This window comes from Desulfotruncus alcoholivorax DSM 16058 (assembly GCF_000430885.1).
Taxonomy (GTDB): Bacteria; Bacillota; Desulfotomaculia; order Desulfotomaculales; family Desulfallaceae; genus Desulfotruncus; species Desulfotruncus alcoholivorax.
The window spans coordinates 62884-81183 of the sequence record NZ_AUMW01000018.1 but is presented as its reverse complement, the minus strand read 5'-3'; the positions used below and the strand labels follow the sequence as shown (position 1 = coordinate 81183).

The 18300-nt window shown below is 45.4% G+C and carries 14 protein-coding genes; 5 read left to right on the top strand and 9 right to left on the bottom strand.

Annotated features, from left to right (window positions below; translation table 11 throughout):
* The 5 genes from H569_RS0110295 to cas6 form a co-directional block, all read right to left on the bottom strand.
* On the bottom strand, positions 1-244 hold a 244-nt coding region (locus H569_RS0110295; RefSeq protein ID WP_027364933.1), incomplete at its 3' end, for a transposase.
* 66 nt (positions 245-310) lie between these two features.
* Positions 311-1081, bottom strand: coding sequence for a CRISPR-associated protein Cas5 (gene cas5, locus H569_RS0110290; RefSeq protein ID WP_027364932.1), 771 nt, complete (start codon positions 1079-1081; stop codon positions 311-313).
* A gap of 12 nt (positions 1082-1093) precedes the next feature.
* Entirely contained in the window at positions 1094-2152 is a 1059-nt protein-coding gene (locus tag H569_RS0110285; RefSeq protein WP_238492523.1) for a CRISPR-associated protein, read from the bottom strand.
* 18 nt (positions 2153-2170) lie between these two features.
* Positions 2171-4225 carry a TM1802 family CRISPR-associated protein gene (locus H569_RS0110280; protein WP_027364930.1) on the bottom strand — a complete coding sequence of 685 codons (2055 nt, stop codon included), beginning with the start codon at positions 4223-4225 and terminating at the stop codon, positions 2171-2173.
* Positions 4226-4924: 699 nt separating this feature from the next.
* On the bottom strand, positions 4925-5683 hold the full coding sequence (gene cas6, locus H569_RS0110275) for a CRISPR-associated endoribonuclease Cas6 (RefSeq protein ID WP_027364929.1): 759 nt from the start codon (positions 5681-5683) through the stop codon (positions 4925-4927).
* A gap of 719 nt (positions 5684-6402) precedes the next feature.
* On the opposite strand from cas6, the gene H569_RS0110270 reads away from it, so the two are divergent.
* Complete coding sequence (locus H569_RS0110270; RefSeq protein WP_027364928.1) at positions 6403-8493, top strand: RecQ family ATP-dependent DNA helicase; 2091 nt, start codon at positions 6403-6405, stop codon at positions 8491-8493.
* A gap of 91 nt (positions 8494-8584) precedes the next feature.
* Positions 8585-10564, top strand: a complete 1980-nt coding sequence (locus H569_RS0110265; RefSeq protein ID WP_027364927.1) for a cell division protein FtsA — start codon at positions 8585-8587, stop codon at positions 10562-10564.
* A gap of 23 nt (positions 10565-10587) precedes the next feature.
* On the opposite strand, the gene H569_RS0110260 is transcribed toward H569_RS0110265, so the two are convergent.
* Positions 10588-11622, bottom strand: a complete 1035-nt coding sequence (locus tag H569_RS0110260) for an HD domain-containing phosphohydrolase (RefSeq protein WP_051273570.1) — start codon at positions 11620-11622, stop codon at positions 10588-10590.
* 315 nt (positions 11623-11937) lie between these two features.
* On the opposite strand from H569_RS0110260, the gene H569_RS20015 reads away from it, so the two are divergent.
* From H569_RS20015 to H569_RS0110245, 3 genes are all read left to right on the top strand, one after another.
* Positions 11938-14136 (top strand): FtsK/SpoIIIE family DNA translocase, encoded by a 2199-nt coding sequence (locus tag H569_RS20015; RefSeq protein WP_051273575.1) that lies wholly within the window; start codon positions 11938-11940, stop codon positions 14134-14136.
* A gap of 101 nt (positions 14137-14237) precedes the next feature.
* Positions 14238-15473: an HD-GYP domain-containing protein gene (locus H569_RS0110250; protein WP_027364925.1), complete on the top strand. Its 1236-nt coding sequence runs from the start codon at positions 14238-14240 to the stop codon at positions 15471-15473.
* A 19-nt stretch (positions 15474-15492) separates the two neighbouring features.
* Positions 15493-16032, top strand: a complete 540-nt coding sequence (locus H569_RS0110245; protein ID WP_051273569.1) for a hypothetical protein — start codon at positions 15493-15495, stop codon at positions 16030-16032.
* Here the strand turns inward: H569_RS0110245 and H569_RS0110240 are convergent.
* From H569_RS0110240 to H569_RS0110230, 3 genes are read right to left on the bottom strand one after another with little or no spacing between them, the layout of a single operon-like run.
* Positions 16029-16283 carry a DUF3243 domain-containing protein gene (locus H569_RS0110240; RefSeq protein WP_027364923.1) on the bottom strand — a complete coding sequence of 85 codons (255 nt, stop codon included), beginning with the start codon at positions 16281-16283 and terminating at the stop codon, positions 16029-16031. The genes H569_RS0110245 and H569_RS0110240 overlap by 4 nt on opposite strands.
* Before the next feature lie 46 nt (positions 16284-16329).
* Positions 16330-17496 carry a CaiB/BaiF CoA transferase family protein gene (locus H569_RS0110235; RefSeq protein WP_027364922.1) on the bottom strand — a complete coding sequence of 389 codons (1167 nt, stop codon included), beginning with the start codon at positions 17494-17496 and terminating at the stop codon, positions 16330-16332.
* A 26-nt stretch (positions 17497-17522) separates the two neighbouring features.
* Positions 17523-18221 carry a metal-dependent hydrolase gene (locus H569_RS0110230; protein WP_027364921.1) on the bottom strand — a complete coding sequence of 233 codons (699 nt, stop codon included), beginning with the start codon at positions 18219-18221 and terminating at the stop codon, positions 17523-17525.
* Positions 18222-18300: the final 79 nt, after the last annotated feature.

Below are 18300 nucleotides of genomic sequence, written 5' to 3'. Positions count from 1 at the left end.
GAATTTCTATTTCTGTCTTGCCGAACTTGGTTTGGATAGTTTTTTTGTTGTAACCGTTACGACTGTTTCCAGTATTATTACCTTCGATGCTGTGTTTTTTATACCCGAGGTGCTCTTCAATTTCAGCCTCGAATATCTGTTGCAAAATGTCCTTGAATAGATTCTTGAGCATCTCATGTACGTCTTCCACACTGTGGCAATCCTTTGCTAATTCCTTGATCGTTTTGTCTTGCATGGCTTGCATAAATGGTCAACTCCTTTAATGGTAGTATTAACCATTTACACGTAATTTAGTATATTCTCAATACATTTATTTAAGCCAAACAATTCTTTGATTTAGCTCACCTAATTTGACATAACTATGAACTTTAGCCTTGATATGTGATGCTGATAAGTTGATGAGTACATCCCCCATTCCATTAGCAGTTAATCGCCGGTCTTTATCAAACTCCAACGGTAGCTCTTCTCTGATAAATCGATCCCCTATCTCTACCGCATCAAGGCAAAGCTGTTTTAAACAGTTAATAGGTAAAACCGAGTCAAACTCTAATGCATCTTCTGCATCTTCGCTGTAACACTCGACTCCCTTGATTATACCATCATACTCCAACCATCCTAAATGATAGGCTGTTCCCAAACTGACGGGTATATATCTGGAACCATAACCGTAATCAGCTTGTCCCAATACCTCATGTAATACATTCATTATATGTGTATTTTTGTGGTGTACCCAAATCTGGTAATGCAATTCACCGGAGCGTATATTAGCAGGTAGGATCATCTCTGTAGGTATTTGCGTATGAAATTCTTGGGAACCATTTAGGTCGTTATCAGATTTTATCATCAACAAGTTTAAAGTATGAATCTGTTTTTTTATCGGACTAAGCAGTGCCAAAGCTATATCACAGTTCTCCACAGAAAACTGCTCATAATAACTGTCTCGCTCCATTCCTAAAATTCCAGCCAGTATTCCGCAGATTGTTGTTCGGGGTGGGATGGAATATGTTAAAGAGGAAGAATTAGAATAATACCTCCGAAAATGCCCCATTTTCCCCTTTAGACGAAATGAAAGAATATTCAAAACCATACCCCCTTATGAACGGGCCGGAATTGTTTCAAATAAATCTAATTCACCAACCTGAATCGGTACGTTCTTAAAGACATCTTCCACCAAAGCTGGATGTTTCCACAATAATACTTTTTCATACATTCCAGGAATTTTACTTAACACATTATTTAAAGGTTTAAAATCAATTTGTAAATCAGTAATCTTACGAATTGAATGTTTTTCATCATAATTCACATTAATAAATCGCCTTAAATCACCTAAATATCCGTCAAATTCCGGGTTATAAACTATTTCCAAATACAACAGAGGAGATTGACCTTGTTTACTATCCGTCTGATTACTCATCATTCCTTGCACCAACGCCTTACGAAATAAAGCTAAATCATCTTCTGTCATCCCAGTCTTTTCGGCATTGCGTTTACTTACAGTCCCGTAATGTGCTGTTAGCGCATAATGAATTTTATATTTTTTTCCGAATGTAGAATTATCCTCATTCATAATTGAAGATATCGTATTTGAAATTACCAATTCCACAGGGTGTAACGAGTAACCCCAAGCCAGTTGAATAGGACCTGTGTATGTCCTTGAAACTCCTTCCACGGCCATCGCACTACCGAACCAACGAATGTCAATCAATTTTTCCTTAATTATTGCAGTTAATAATTCATTGTTGAATCTAATAAGCTCGGCCTTTTTCTTGTTATTTTTAAGTAGTTCCTTTCTGTTTCGAATATACTGATCTAAATCTTCGATAGAAACCTCCGCAATTTCAGCCAGTTCTTTTAGATTTGAATACTTATTAAAAAGGTTATTAGCTTTTACGTTATCTTGCAAAAAACTCCCAACTACTGCGTCAAACATCGTCTCCATGGACACCTTGTTCTCTGATAAGGTATCAACAAAAATAGGGTATCCCTTACTTTTTATGAAATCCCTCGCATCCCGTTTACGTCTGGCATCACTCACCAGTAGGGTATTAGTCTCATAGTCCATGCGTGGCTTATTTTCCTGGTCAGGATCGCCATTTGGGTTATTCATTACCGCCTCAAACAAAAATAAAAAATCACGATTACTTTTAACCACTATTTTTTCCCCTTTCTTTTATTCAGTTTCCTCTTGACCAATCTCTTCTTCAGACATAATACCCTGTTGTGCCTGTATTTCTTCACTGTTTGCATCCGGCACTTTGCTACTTACCATATATGAATATCCTGTTAACAGGAAGAAGACATTTTGTAATTCATCCAATTCTGCATTAGAACTAGCAACAACATGGCCATAATACATTTGGTGCTGGCTAATAAGAGCATCCGTAAAAGCTGTCATCCGTCTGTATTGTAAAAGTTTTTCAGTCAAATCCAAAAAAAGTCGTTGCAAATCCCGCGACTTCATCCCCTGAAAATTTATTTTTTTCAAGATCGGTTTACTTTTGTGTCCCTTACTATATTGCGCTAATGCCACTCGATGAAGTAGCGCTCCTAAATAGAATAGCCCTCTAGCTTCAGCACTAAACCCTTGCTCCTGTATAAAATTCTCCATACGTTGAATAGATTCTTGCACCTTCTCATTTTGAAATGTTTGCTCCAAAGCCACCACATCCTTTCTAAAAATAGGTTTAAGTAAAACATCAGTTTTTTGTAACACTTGCATAAGAACTAAATGGTTCATTATAGTATCGCGCAAATAAAAATCGGCTCCTTCTTTTGCGTAATACGGTAAATTTCGATAGATATCATATTTCTGTCTATGAATCTGAGATAATCCTTTACCTATTGATTCCATTGCATATTGAAATAATAGTCTTGGATTAATCAATTGTCTTAGTAATAGCGACTTGTATACATCTAAGACGCGTTGAATATCCAGTTGCTCTTTCTTTTTATTAGAGCGCACAGGAATGATCCTATAAACTTTTCCTAAAGACATACCAGATTTAGTCTGCTCTCTCATTCTATCTTTCCAAGTTCCAAAAAACTTCATGATTTCGATTATCCTAAAGGGGGGTACGTCTTCCAATGTATCTAATACCTTAATTGATTTCCCATCAGATCTATAAAACACCAGATTAATAGTATATCCTCCGCCAGGAAAAAACTGATTTTCAGCTTCTATTTCGGCCTCATCATACCATTTTTTAGCATCCTTAACTTTAAATACAAAGTCCACGGCATCTTTAATTTTTGGGAAATAATCATATGTGGTAAAAGGTTTTTGCAATCCTTCGGGTAAGATAAAAACACTTTCCCCAGCAATTCGGACAGAAAGATTATCTGCTATATACCGTTCACCTTGACTGAGTTTTCCGTAACATTTCTGACAAATAGCATAAGAATCATCGAATCCTGTTTTTTTAATACCTTTTGCAGTATTTATTGTAGTTGTCGTAAAAATTTTGTTTAATCCAGTTCGTGACAACTTCGCTAAATATTTATCACTAGCAACTTGGGGCATCATACAACGACACAAATGACATATTCTTAATTTTGTCTTGTTTAATTTGCTAACATCATCCATTTCCAATCGCATTGATTTCCGCACCAATAAATGATAATCCGGATGTTCGTTTAATGCCAGTTCTGAGCCATCCGGTAAAACCACGGATGGAATAATTACAACAATCTTCTCTTGTGGATTTAATTCCTCAAAATCTCTAATCATTCTTTCAATAGTAATTACCTGTTCTGAAACCACAAAAGTACCTTTATTTTTATCATAATAAACTTTTTTCCCCTGGTATTCACGCCATTTATCATTCGCTACATATCCACCCTTTACTTTATCCAGTTGAACATATAATTCCGCTTTCTGCAAATCCTTTAAAATCTGGCCAAGCTCACAATTTTGCATATTAAATTTTTTTAATTCCAAAAACAAATCACTTAATGCAGGACCTAACAAGTATCTTACATCCTTCAATGCACGAACTAAAAATATCTGTGCCGAAGCACCCTTGTTATTCCCAAAATAGAATAGTTCCTGCTCAGTTTTATCTCGTGAGTGAAACTTAAAATAAAGCTGTATTTTTTGTAAATCAAAAACCAGTTTAGCAGAACAAGATACTTCCCCTTTTTCTTTTTTTACTTTTGGTAATTGAACGAATGGTAAATTATTTAAAACAGTAGAACCAACTTGGGATGTAATCTGGGTTAAATTCAATTACCTCACCTCCATAGCTTAATTTGAGTGAGCTTACTTTTGTAACCCATAAAAATGCAATTATAATATACTCTTTCTAAGTATACTAATTATTGTTAACAAGTCCAAGTTCTTAATTTGATTTTGTTGATAGTTACTTGCATCTACAAAAAATCTATGGTAAAATTAAACAATGTTGAAATTGATAAAAATTGATATTTATACCTGCCTAGGAATTGAAACATTTGTTTTTGTTGATAGTCTACCTATAAGGATTATTTAAATAAAAAGAGGTTATATTCTTGTTCCAAAGCAACAAACAGATTTTCAACCGCAATAACCATAGGAAAATATATAACGCTTGGCAATCATAAATCCGCAATCCGGTTGAAATTGATCTATTAAAAACATTCCAATGGTACTGTGATGAATGGGAAATGGCCATCACCCAAAACTCCGATTGGTTACGGAAAAAAATAGTTAAGGAAAAAGTTTGGCAGTTGCAAAAAATGCGTCTAGCGTTTTGCCCTTTTAGGAGAATACAATGAACGTCCTTGAACGAACGTCCTTGAACATAGCCTCTTGATCCGATCGTTAAAGAACTCAGCTATTTACTTGAAAAGCCGGAAATCTGAAAATGTTTCTTTAACTTTTTAAACGAAGCTAAAAAAGCCGGGGGCATTGATTAGTATACAGTCGCATATCGCGCCATCTTTAAAGTTAAGTTTTCCCGGCCTTTAACCTCTCGATCTTCTCCACACACCCGTACCCCTGGCTCCCTTTGCCTCCCAGGCCGGCGTCCAGGGCCATCTGCAGCAGTTCCCGCGGCCCGCTCAGCTTCAGGCGACAGGTGTAGCCTTTCACCACGGTGTTTTTATACGTAGTTACGTGCAGGCGGGGTCTGTCCAGCGGTCGTACCTTTATCTCCCCATCCGGGGGCCGGAGGCCGTGGAAGGCTTCGTGCTTTTTAGCCAGGTTGGCCGTGATCAGCCTATCGAATTCCCTTTCCCCAGGCTGGTAGTAGCAGGTATACTTGCCCCCTTCGGGCCTTAAAAGAGTGCTGTAAGCCACCACCGGTGAAAGAGTGCGCACAGTCAGAACCTCACTTTCCGCCTTTTGCTCATCAAATCGCACTTCTTCCACATAAAAACGAGATTGACCGAGGCGAATAGAGCTTTTTGTAAGCAGGTTGTTAACCAGCGCAAGGAAAAATCCCGTGTCCGGTGAGGAAATTACCAGGGATACCCCTTCCGGAAAGGCAATGGTTCCTGCGGTTCGATCGAAGGAAAACCTGCCCAGCAACCGGGAAAAGGAAAACATTTTAAAGCTACGTTTGCCGCTTTTAAATCCCTCGTCATGGATACGAGCTGCCATGACCTCCGGCAACGCGGCATAAACGGCCGATTGGATAAGATAATTGTAGTGAATGGGTATGGCCGGCGAGGACAGGTCCATCCTCAACTTGATGTATGCGTGCAAAATGAGCCTCCTGTGTACTAATATTTTACATATTTCTATTTCTATACTAACAAAGTATAAAGACAACTATTTGTCATTGCTAAATAACAGGTCGGAAAATTTTTTAAAATCACATCAAGCATTTATATAAAGTATCCAGAACAAAACAAAAACACCGGGCCGATTATGTCTGCGACCCGGTGATAATATTATCCATTTCTACATATACGTACATTTTCCTTCCATAAAAAAGGATTATTTTCTAATCATGACAGGAAACTATCACCTCTTGCTATGGCACCGCGGGCTATCCAGCGGACCAATTCCAGCCCTCCGGTTAATGGAAAGGCCGCATTTCTTTTGAAACCATGGCGGATATCCATAATATAAGTACTGTTGTACTTGTGCCTGGCCATCTTCGGAAGAAAGAATAAGAATTGGGAAAAAAATTGGGCAAATTTTCAATTGTTAAAAGGTAAAGATTTAAATGATGTAAAAAACATATGTTAAGTTCTGACTCTGAATATTTTCCCAACACTTCAGTTTACTAAGAAACGCCGGTTTTTAAACCGCTATATTATTAGGATATTCCTATATGCAAGTGGGATTCTATTACACTAAATAATTCTGTTATAGTTTTATACGGGGAACTGTTCAAATGTGCAACTAGAATATATTAATGAAAGCTATACTTGACCGCAAAGCTGATATTCTTACGTAAGATGCAATGGAGGTTATTTATGAGAACGGGTCCGGCTTTAGATGAAGCCCTGTCCAAGCACTTTCATTTTGAACGCTTCCGCCCGGGGCAAAGAGAGGTGATTGAAGCGGCTCTGGCCGGGGATGATGTACTGGCGGTTATGCCTACCGGCAGCGGAAAATCCCTTTGCTACCAGCTTCCGGCCCTGCTGCTTCCCGGCCTTACCCTGGTAATTTCTCCCCTGGTGGCTTTGATGAAGGACCAGGTGGACAACCTGCAGGAAAAGGATTACTCCAGAGCCACCACGCTCAACAGCCAGCTCAACCCGGAAGAGTACCGGCTGAGGATGCGCGGTATTCGCAGCGGCCAGTATAAACTTGTTTACATTGCGCCGGAACGACTGCGCAACAGATATTTCAATGAATTGATCAAAGAACTGGATGTGGATCTGCTGGTGGTGGACGAAGCCCACTGCATCTCCCAGTGGGGTCATGATTTCCGGCCGGACTACCTCTGGATCGGAGATTTTTATGAACAACTTCCGCGGCGCCCGCGGATTATGGCCCTCACCGCCACGGCCACGCCGGCTGTCCAGCGGGACATCTTGAAGCAACTGGGCATACCCGGCGCCAGGATGGTAGCAGCAAGCAGCGACCGGCCCAACCTGTATATTTCAGCACAAAGGGCTGACGACGAGGGGGAGAAACAGGCGGCACTGCGAGAGTTCCTCAACGGGCAGCGTGGCAGCGGCATTATCTACGCCGCCACCAGGAAAGAGAGCGAGGCAGTGGCCGTCTGGGTAAAAGATTCTTTGGGTATTCCCGCAGGTTGCTACCATGCCGGTCTGCCCCCCGGCGAGCGCGACAGGGTGCAGGAGGCTTTCATCAGGGAAGAAATCAGGGTAGTTGTGGCCACCAACGCCTTCGGCATGGGTATAGACAAGGCCAATATTCGTTTTGTGGTCCATTACAGCCTGCCTGCCTCCCTGGAGGCCTATTACCAGGAGATCGGCAGGGCCGGGCGGGACGGCCTACCGGCCCGGTGCCGGATGCTGTATTCTTTAAAAGACAAAAGACTGCAGGAATGGTTCATTGACAACGATGCAGTCACCCGCGATGATCTGGCTATTTTCTGGCGGGCCTGTGCCAGGCACGCGGAGGGCGGGAGGTCTGCCGTACCGCTGGTTGAGCTGGAGCGAAACGGCCTGGGCGAAACCAAGCTGCGACTGGTTGTCAGCATGCTTGAGCGGCTGCAGGCTATTAGATTGTTCGATCGGGACGAAGAATACCTTTATGTGGAACCGGGAAAACGCCCGGCGCCAGGGGCGGTGCAAGCCGCCCTGTCGGAGGTGGAAAACCGGTTGGCCTACCGCAAGAACAAGCTCTCTACCGTGGTGAACTGGGCCAATACCACCCGCTGCAGAAGAGCAATGCTGCTGGAGTATTTTGGAGAAGAACCCGAGGGCAGGACGGAACCTTGCTGTGACAACTGCCTGGCCGCTGCGTCAGGCAATCTGGAGTTTTCAAAAGAGCCGCTGGTTGTGCTGTCCTGCGTGGCGGAACTGCAGCGGGGGGTGGGCCGCAAGAAACTGGCGGACATTCTCCGGGGTGCCGCGTCCGCTAACATGTCTGCCTTTGGGTATGACAGCCTGATTTACTACCGCAGCCTGGCGGGCAAAAGCGGAAAAGCGATCCTGGAAATGGTCGACCGGCTCTTGGCGGACGGCTACCTTGCCTTAAAGGGCGCGGAGTATCCGGTGGTGGTTTTGACTGCGCTAGGCAGGAAAGCATTGAAGAAAAGTGAGCCCCTGCCGGTAATGATTAAGAAAAACAAGGTGGGATTAAAAGAATTAGCCGGCCGGCCTGTAAAGGACGATGCAAACAAAAATGAAACGGCACCGGATGAGATGGGGTTGCTGTCTGCGCTGAAAGAATATCGCAGCAGCCTTGCCAGGCAAGAGCAAAAGCCAGCTTATATTTTCTTCCACGACAGCGTGCTCATGGAAATAGCCAGAGTACGGCCCCAAACCCTGGCAGAGCTGAGGGGCATAAAGGGGCTGGGAGAGAAAAAAGTATCTGCCCATGGAGAAGCAATCCTGTCCATTATCAACAATTTTCCCTCAAAATGTTAATTAAGTCTGTCTTGTTGAAGAAAATATTGCTTCTAAGGTATAATTCTAAGGTATAATTTAGAAAACAACCATAAGGTGAAAGGATTATACCATGTCTTTATCCCAGTCTACCACCGACAACCATATTTTTGCCCTGGATATTGGCACCAGAACTGTTATCGGGATCGTCGGGCGAATGGAAGGAAAAAACTATAGAGTTATCGCCGAAGAGATGGTTGAACACGAGAGCCGCTCCATGTTCGACGGGCAAATACACGATATTCCCCAGGTTGCTGAAGTGGTTGCGCAGGTAAAATCCGGCCTTGAGCAAAAAACCGGTCTGAAGCTGGATAAGGTGGCGGTTGCTGCGGCAGGCCGTTCCTTGAAAACTGTCCGCTGCACGGCGGAATTGGAGCACGACGCCAACAGGGAGATTGAACTGGTGGACGTCCGCAGCCTTGAATTAGCAGCCTTAAGGATAGCCCACCGGGAGCTCGAATCCAACAATATCGCTGATTACTATTGCGTCGGCCATTGTGTCATTACCTATATGCTTGACAATATGCCCGTATCAAATCTACTCGGTCACCGCGCAGCCAAAATTGGTGTGGAAATCGTGGCTACGTTTCTCCCCGTATCCGTGGTCAACGGTCTTTACGCAGTGCTGCACAGGGTGGACTTGGAGCCTGTCAACCTAACCCTGGAACCCATCGCAGCAATCGATGTCGCCATCCCTGCCAGTTTCCGCCTGTTAAATCTGGCCCTGGTCGATATTGGAGCAGGCACCTCCGACATAGCAGTTACCAGGGATGGAAGCATTATCGCCTACGGCATGGTGCCCATGGCCGGTGACGAGATTACCGAGCCCATTGTGGAAAAGCTGCTGGTGGAATTTAACGAAGCTGAAAGAATTAAAAGGCTGGCCGGCACCTGCAAAGATATAACTTATACAGATATACTGGGAATAACAGGTAATATTGCTCAAAGTGAATTGCTGCAATTAATAGAGCCTGTCCTGGACCGGCTGGCAGATGCCATCAGCGCCAATATTCTGGATTTAAACGGCGGCGTTCCACCAAAATCGGTTTTTTGTATCGGGGGAGGGGCCAGAACACCAAAGCTGGCAGACAAACTGGCCCAAAAGCTGCAAATGGACCCAGAAAGGGTGGTAATGCGGGACAGAAGCCACCTGCGCAATGTTGTTTTCGATGAAAAAAGTTTTTTGTCCGGACCGGAAGGGGTTACCGTAGTTGGTATTGCCACCATTGCCCTGACCAGTGTGGGCTATGAATTTATGTCGGTACGGGTAAACGGGAATGAGTATAAACTTTTCAATACACGGGAAATAAATGTATCTCAAGCCCTCGGCCTGATCAGGTTTGACCCCCGCAACCTGATCAGCAAAAACGGCCAAAATCTTAAATTTTCTTTTAACGGAAAAGAACATATTGTTTACGGCGAATTGAGCCAGCCGGCCCGGATTTACATCAATAACAAAGAGGCAAATTTGCAATCGCCGGTCAAGGACGGAGACGATATCATGGTCATCAAAGCGGTGAACGGCAGGGACGCTTCGGCCAGGGTTTCAGACTTTGTACCCCGGTCAAGCGAAATTAGATTTAAACTGAACGGGACTGACAGAAAATGGAGGGCAAAGGCCTTATTAAACGGCGCCGAAGCCGAACCAAGCACACCCATCAAAACCGGCGATAATCTGGAATTTAACGCCAACCCCACCGTTGGACAGGTAGCAAAAGCTTATCACCTTAACACCATCGACAAAATATTAATCAACGGGCGAATTTCCACACCTCAGGACCAAATCAGCCCCGGTGACATGGTAGAAATCATAGAAATCATTGCTCCGGCTGAGCATATTGCCGGAATAAAAATCACCATTAACGGTAAAGAATTGGTCTTGAATAAATCCGACGCCATATTTGTTGACATTTTCAATTTGATCGATATGAATACCACCAACCAAAAAGGTTTTCCGGTTATGAAACTGAACGGGCAAAGGGCCCATTTCACCGACCCTGTTCAGGATGGTGACAATATTGAAATTTTCTGGTCGGACCAGGAAGGAAAATAAAAAGGCGCTGATTTGCGCCATTTTTATTGTAAATACTGTTCTTGTGCCAGCTGCATGAATGATTTGACCACCCGTGGATCAAATTGAGTTCCGGAGTTGGATTTTATTTCCTCAATCGCTTTTTCCACGGGGAAAGCATTCCTGTAGCTGCGATCCGAAGTCATGGCGTCAAAAGAATCCGCCACCGCCAGCACCCGGCTTAGTAAAGGTATTTTACTCCCCTTCAACTTGGAGGGATAACCTTTACCATCATATCGCTCATGGTGATGCTTGATTACCTGGAGTATCCCTTTCATATTCTTCATTGATTTAAGTATATTCACTCCGATAACAGGGTGCGTTTTGATCACTTCATATTCTTGATCTGTAAGTTTGCCGGGTTTGGTTAAGATTTCCTCGGACACACCGATTTTCCCCACATCATGCAATAACCCCGCCAAATAAGCCATATTGGCTGTTTCATTATCCAAACCAAGGTTAATGCAAATTTGCTGGGCATACTCGGCCACCTTTTCCGAGTGCCACCTGGTGTAACTGTCTCTGGCAGCAATGGCATTGGCAAATGCCATCATTGTTTCCATATGCTGCTGGATCAACTGGTTGCCGGTCTCCAACAATGCCCGGTTTATTTCTTCCAGCTGCTTTTTCTTTTTGCGATAGGGAGTCAAATCATGGAATACGCCACAGGCGCCGATTATTTTACCCGTGGTATCTTTCAAGGTTGTCGTCCAGACACGGCATTCCACCCAATCCGCTGAACTTGTCCGCAATGTCAGTTCCTTAACAACTCCCCACCCGCTCTGCAATGTTATCATTATCGGATCCCTGGAGTATATGTCTTCACTTTCCGGGTCCCGGTACAAAACATCTTTAATATGCCTGTTGAGTATATTCTGATGGCGAACCAGCCTGTGCCTGCTCAAAATGTCATTGCAACCCACAATCACCCCGTCGGTGTTAACAACAAGCACGCCGCATGGAGATGCAGTAATTATCAAATTTCTCAATTCTTCAAACTCCATGAACTCCCTGATTCTGTTATCATCCCCGTTAAGCAAGCCCACACCCCAGATCAATTACGTTTGTTTTTTGACAGCTTTATTTACACAATCAGACAATTTTTTGATTGTTTTTTAATTTCTATAACCAGGTCCAAAATCCTTTTAATTTGTATATTCATTATTATTATTTAAGCCGGTGCGGCCTCTAAACCAGCGCACCGCTTGCCCTTACGACCATTTTATGGTAAGCTTCCTATATGAATTTTATGTGGATTTTCCCCATATTTCGCAGGGGAGGTATATTTTTTGGGCAAGACTGTAAAAAATGCGGCATCCAAAAAAGAAACAAATTTTAAATATGATATTGCCGGTATGTCAATCATTGCTTTGGCACTGATCGGCTTAGCAGGTGTCTTTACCAGTTCGGTCGGTAAAGTGGGATTGTTGATCAAACAAGGGTTGGCCATACTAACCGGTAAGGGCTATGCTGTCTTTTTGCTGTTGCTGATCGTATCAGGCATTAAAATAATGAAGCGTGACAGCTGGAAAGTTAACACCCGTTTTTGGGGTGTAGTTGTATTATTCGGCAGCCTGCAGATTTTTTTGCACCGGCACATCTACCTTTCTCAATCCTTTGAAGCAGGTCTGCGGGGCGAGGGAGGAGGTCTAACCGGCGCTGCGCTCGGGTCGGTGTTCAAATATTGCTTTGGGACTGTGGGAACAAATATCATGCTGGTATTCCTCATCTTGGTGGGTATTGCTTTGTGCACCGCGAGTTCGGTTAAAGACTTGGGAGGAATTTCATGGCAAAAGCTAAGAGTTTCAGCAGTAAGCACATGGCATGCCATTATAAACTTTGTTTTTGTTGAGGCTGATGAAGATGAAGAACAGCCCGGCCTTGGCAATAAGATCAAAAATAAATTTAAAAAAAGCGCCGGTCCGCCCGGCTTGCCGGAATCTAACGAACAACCTGTGATAGAAATCGCCCCGGGCGGAAATAATGACGAATCAGTTAAGGGGCAGATCAATAAACCTGACTCGGAAGCTACAAAAGATGAGCCGGCAGTGCCTGTAAAGAATACGGTTAACCAGGGACAGGAATACCACCTGCCGCCTCTTTCTCTGCTCAACCAGGGTTCCAGCTCAAGTGGGAAAAATACCAGTAAAGACATTAATCAGAAGATAGCAACTCTGGAGCAGACCCTGGAGAGTTTTGGTATTAAGGCCAAGGTCACCCACGTGGCGGTTGGCCCGTCAATTACCAGGTACGAGTTAACGCCGCCGCCCGGGGTGAAAGTGAGTAGAATTGTCGGTCTATCCGACGATATAGCACTGGGCATGGCCACCACGGGTGTGCGCATTGAAGCACCTATCCCTGGTAAAGCCGCGGTTGGCATTGAAGTCCCCAATGATGAAATAGCAACCGTGTCACTGCGGGAACTCCTGGAATGCAAGAACTTTACCGGCTCACCATCCCGGCTTACAGTGGCTTTGGGTAAAGACATTGCCGGCTCACCGGTAATTGCAGATTTGGCCAAAATGCCCCACCTGCTTATTGCAGGGGCTACAGGCTCGGGTAAAAGTGTCTGCGTCAACACCTTGATCAGCAGCATCCTGTTCAAAGCCACCCCGGAAGAAGTAAAATTCCTCATGGTCGACCCAAAGATGGTGGAACTGGCCAATTATAATGACATTCCCCATCTGGTCAGCCCGGTGGTGACGGACGCCAAGAAAGCTGCCGGAGCGCTGCGCTGGGCGGTTAGGGAAATGGAAACCAGGTACGACCTTTTTGCCGCCGCGGGGGTTAGGGACATAACCCGCTATAATGCCATGTTCGAGGAAAATGAAAACGAGCCGGACCAGGTACCCCTTCCTTATATTGTCGTCATTATTGATGAACTGGCTGATTTAATGATGGTAGCGCCGGCCGACGTGGAAGACTCCATCTGCCGCCTGGCCCAGATGGCCCGGGCCGCAGGCTTGCACTTGGTGGTGGCGACCCAGCGCCCGTCAGTAGATGTCATTACCGGCTTGATTAAAGCAAACATTCCTTCCCGCATATCCTTTGCAGTATCCAGCCAAATGGACTCCCGCACCATCCTTGACATGGGCGGAGCGGAAAAGCTGCTGGGCAAGGGGGACATGCTCTTCTATCCGGTGGGCGCATCAAAACCTATGCGGGTGCAGGGTGCGTTTCTCTCCGACCGGGAAGTTGAAAACCTGGTTGACTTTCTTAAAGACCAGGCCAGGCCGGTATACAATGAGGCTGTTTTACAGGAGCAGCCGGGGGGCGGAGAAAACGTGGAAGCAGAAGAAGACTACGACGAACTGCTCCCCCAGGCCACCAAACTTTTTATCGAAAGCGGTACGGCATCGATATCAATGTTGCAGCGAAGGTTGCACATAGGCTATTCAAGGGCAGCACGGCTTGTCGACATTATGGAAAGAAGAGGGATAGTCGGCGGATTTGAGGGAAGCAAGCCAAGGTCGGTATTAATGACCATGGAGCAGTACCGGCAGGTTTTTGAAAACACTTCCAAAAGGCAGGAAACTAAAACCGCGGCATCATAGAAAAGATGACACGCCTCCTCTTTTTCATTAATGTCATTGCGAGCGTAGCGAATCTATCTCAATATGGGATTAGGATACTTATTTAAGAAGGAGAAAAACTATTGGCTGATCAACTAAAAATTCAATTATACAAATTGCTTAGCGCCTTTTCCCTGGCCATGGATTACAATCGTCATGGGCTGATGCGCCATCACCAGCGGGTAGCGCTGCTGGCACTGTACCTGGCGGAAGAACTACAATTGTCTGGAGAAGAATACCTTCCATTGTTCTGCAGTGCCATCATCCATGACGCCGGGTCCAGCACTTTCCGGGAGAAAGCCAACCTGGAGCATTTTGAAGTAAATAACCCCTGGGAACACTGTGAAAGGGGTTTCAACCTGCTTGATTCGGTACGGATCTTAAAGCCGCTGGCCGGCATCGTCCGGCACCACCATGACAATTGGGACGGCCAAAACTTTTCCGGACTGTCGGGCAACTTGATACCTCTGGCCAGCCGTATCATCTATCTTGCCGACCGCGTTGACATATTAGCACAAAAACCGGGCAATATTCTTGATCACCGGGATGAAATAGTTGAAAAAATTCAATCCAAATCCGGCACCATGTTTGACCCCGGGCTGGTTGAGGCTTTTAGCCATATCGCCCAAAAAGAATGCCTGTGGCTGGATTTAACCAACCAGTTTATACAATCCCGGCTGGAACAAAATTTAGGCAATTGTCCGGTAACCGTCAACCAGGATGAAATAACCGGCATCAGTCTAATTTTTTCCAAAATTATTGACGGGAAAAGCCCTTTCACTTTCAGACACTCACAGCTGGTAGCTGAAGTGGCAAGATTCCTGGCGGAGAAAATAGGATTTGATAAGGAACAGCAAAATAATATGTATATCGCCGGCCTGCTTCACGACCTGGGTAAACTGAGCATTCCGGATGAGATCCTGGAAAAGCCGGGCAGATTAAACAAAGTAGAGTATAATGTGATCAAACAGCATACCTACATTACTTACCAGATCCTGAGCAATATAGACTGCTTTGAGGAAATTAACAGCTGGGCATCATACCATCATGAAAAGTTGGATGGAACGGGCTATCCCTTTCACCTGACAGGTAAAGAACTGACTACCGGGTCACGTGTCATGGCCGTCGCCGATATTTTCAGCGCTCTAATTGAAGACCGGCCTTACCGCCAGGGAATGTCCAGAAACGAAATCGAAAAGATTTTAGTTGGACAAGTTAAAAGCCGGGCAATCGACGGCGAAATAGCCGGCCTACTCCTTGATAGTTATGGGGAAGCAGAAGATTTAAAGGAAAAAATCCATGGGCGGGAAGAACTATAATTTTGCGTGGAGGTTGGCAATGCTCTCATCAAAGGATTACCGGCACCTGTACCAAATTACGGCAAAATTCACACCACTGGCCGGGGACTGCGGATTACTATGCGGCAAAACCTGCTGCCGCCCCGGGAAAAATAACGAGCTGGGCATGTATTTATTCCCGGGTGAAGAAGTGATGTTTACCAGACAGGAGGATTGGTTGCTCTGGGAGGAACAGGATCCTGCCGAGCAGTTTTTCCCAGCATCCTGGCCCAACCCGGTTTTTTTTATTCGCTGCACCGGACAATGCCCCAGGGAGGCTCGTCCCCTGGCCTGCCGTTTTTTCCCCGTCACTCCCCACCTGCAGTTAAACGGGGAATTGCTCATGATTTATGAGACCCTTGATTTGCCGTACCGGTGCCCGCTGATTACACAAAGCATACCCCTTCATCAGGGCTTTATCAGCACGGTAGAAGAAGCCTGGAAGATTATGTTGAAGGACCACCGGATTTATGAGTTGGTGGTGGAAGATTCCCGCTACCGGGAGGAAAACAACCTGCCGGTGCAAGTGGTGCTTGGTTAATTATCTTTATCCACCACCATACGTACGATCAACGAGGCGAGAACCCTCTTCTCGTTTTCGCCGGCTTCAGCCCAAAGCTCATTGAGTAACTTTTGCTCCCTATTGCCCGGGTCTATCTTGTTGGCCAGAAAGTCTCCCAGCCTGTAAGCTATTTCATCAATTGTCTTTTCAGACATGCCCGCGAACTCAGCTGCCTCAACCGCCCGGCTTAGCGTTTTCTTCCATTTATCCCAGGTTGTTTCTATTTCCATAATATCACCCCGGGTTTATTTTTTTCCCCTGGTGAAAATTTATTCTTTAAACCACTCCATCGCGTTTTAATAATTCCAGCTCTTGCTCGTCAAGGCCCAGTGCCCCGTAGATTTCGGCGTTATGCTGGCCAAGGGCGGGAGGCGGCAATACATCTCCGTCACGCGGCTGCCCAAAAACCATGGGGTTACGCACCTGTTTCATGTTTTTTCCATTCGGAGCAGGAACATCTAAAAAGATCCTCCGTGCACTGGCATATTCACCGTTCATTACGCTTTCCGCATCGCTTACTACAGTTAGACAGCAATCCACCTTGCCGGAAAATTCCTGCCACTGAGCCGTGGTCCGGGAGAGGAATATGTCCCTTACCTCTTTGTATACCTGGTCTTCCTCCACTGCCCGCGATAGATGGCCTGCCGCCAGGTCCTCCCGCCCAATACCGGTACAGAAATTTTTCCAAAATTTAGCCTCAAGGGCACCCAGCGCCACATAGCCGCTGTCTTTGGTCCGGTAGATGTTATAACAGGTAAGTGCACCTGACAACATCATGTCGCCCCGGGCCGCCGGCGTACCTGTAGCCGCCAAATTGGCCAGGTGAATGGACATCATTGAGAACAATCCATCAGTCATTGACACGTCCACATAATTCCCCTGCCCATCCCTTTGTTTTTGCCAGAGGGCCGCCAGAATACTGATTACGGAAAACATTCCACCCGTTAAGTCCGCCACCTGAATTCCGGGAACCACCGGCTGGGCTCCCCTTAATCCGGTAATGCCGAGGGCGCCGCTTACAGACATATAATTGATGTCATGCCCCGCCTTATCCCGGTAGGGACCGTCCTGGCCGTACCCCGAAAGTGAGCAGTAGACAATACCGGGGTTAACTTTTTGCAGGTCTTGATAGCCCAAACCCAGCGCATCCATTACGCCCGGCCTAAAACCTTCGAATACTACGTCGGCCCTTTTGACCAGTGATAAGAAGATTTCTTTGCCCCGTTCTTTTTTTAAATTAAGGGTAATACTTTTTTTGTTTCGGTTGACCGCCAGAAAAAACACACTGGTGTCACCGACCCGGGGCATAAAATGGCGCATATAATCTCCGGTGTCAGGTTCCTCTATTTTTATCACTTCGGCACCCAGGTCCGCCAGCAGCATACTGGCATAAGGGCCGGGAAGAAGGCGGGTTAAATCCAGAATACGGATATCTTTCAACACTTCTCATACCACCTATAATTTATAAGTTATAAAGTAATTTCTTCTCCGGGTTTCAGAACCTCCACTTTGACTTCCGGCGCTTTTTCAGCAGCAAGTTTGGCAAATCCTGCACCATCCTGAACTAAGATGGGGAATGTTCCGAAATGGATTGGAACGGCTACGCGCGGTTTTAACAAAGTCAGGCTATAGGCAGCCTGCACCGGGTCCATGACGAACACACTGCCAATGGGCAGCAGGGCCAGGTCAATGGGATAAATTTGGCCAAGCAACTCCATGCTGGCAAAAATACCTGTATCTCCGGCATGGTATATGGTTTTGCCGTCTTCCAGGATGATTATATAGCCAACAGCCTCTCCCGCTGTCCCCGAGTGGAAAGCCTGGGTCATTATCACCTTGATCCCGGCTACTTCTACTGTTCCCCCGATATTCATACCCATCCCGTTAATAATATTTTCTGCACCAACCCCGGCCTCCTGCAGCGCACTGCAGAGTTCCGGCTGCGCAATCACAGTGGCGCCGGTAGCCTTAACCAGGTCCGGAATGTCTGAACCCATATGATCAAAATGGTCATGGGTAACTAAAATCAAGTCTGCCTGCTTCAATTCTTCCTTCTTAACCGGACAAGCGGGATTGCCCGTAATCCAGGGATCAATAAGAACAACTTTGCCGCTTTGGGTTTTGATCATACATGCAGCATGTCCCAGCCATTTAACATGATGAGGCATTTTATTCCCTCCCGTCAGTTATTTTATTTTGTGCATACATTTTCTTCATTATCCAGTATAACCCTGCCGGGGGTCAAAA